1 protein-coding gene is annotated in these 260 nt (G+C 70.8%); it reads left to right on the top strand.

The features are described 5' to 3' along the window. On the top strand, nucleotides 1–260 hold a 260-nt coding region (locus tag ACQG3P_RS20225), incomplete at both ends, for a GTPase (RefSeq protein ID WP_426806041.1).

The raw sequence follows: 260 nt of genomic DNA, 5'->3' as shown, positions 1-260 counted from the left end.
CCCCAAGATCGCGGACTACCCGTTCACCACGCTCCACCCCAACCTCGGCGTCGTCCAGGCGGGCGAGACCCGGTACACGGTCGCCGACGTGCCCGGACTCATCGAAGGCGCGAGCGAGGGCAAGGGGCTCGGCCTCGAGTTCCTGCGCCACGTCGAGCGCTGCACGGCGCTCGTCCACGTTCTCGACTGCGCGACGCTCGACCCGGGGCGCGATCCGCTCACCGATCTCGATGTGATCCTGGCCGAGCTCGCCGCCTACC

It is taken from the genome of Stenotrophomonas sp. SrG (assembly GCF_050031795.1).
GTDB classification, from domain to species: Bacteria; Pseudomonadota; Gammaproteobacteria; order Xanthomonadales; family Xanthomonadaceae; genus Stenotrophomonas; species Stenotrophomonas rhizophila_A.
The sequence above is the reverse complement of the archived record's forward strand: the minus strand, read 5'-3'. Positions and strand labels throughout refer to the sequence as shown.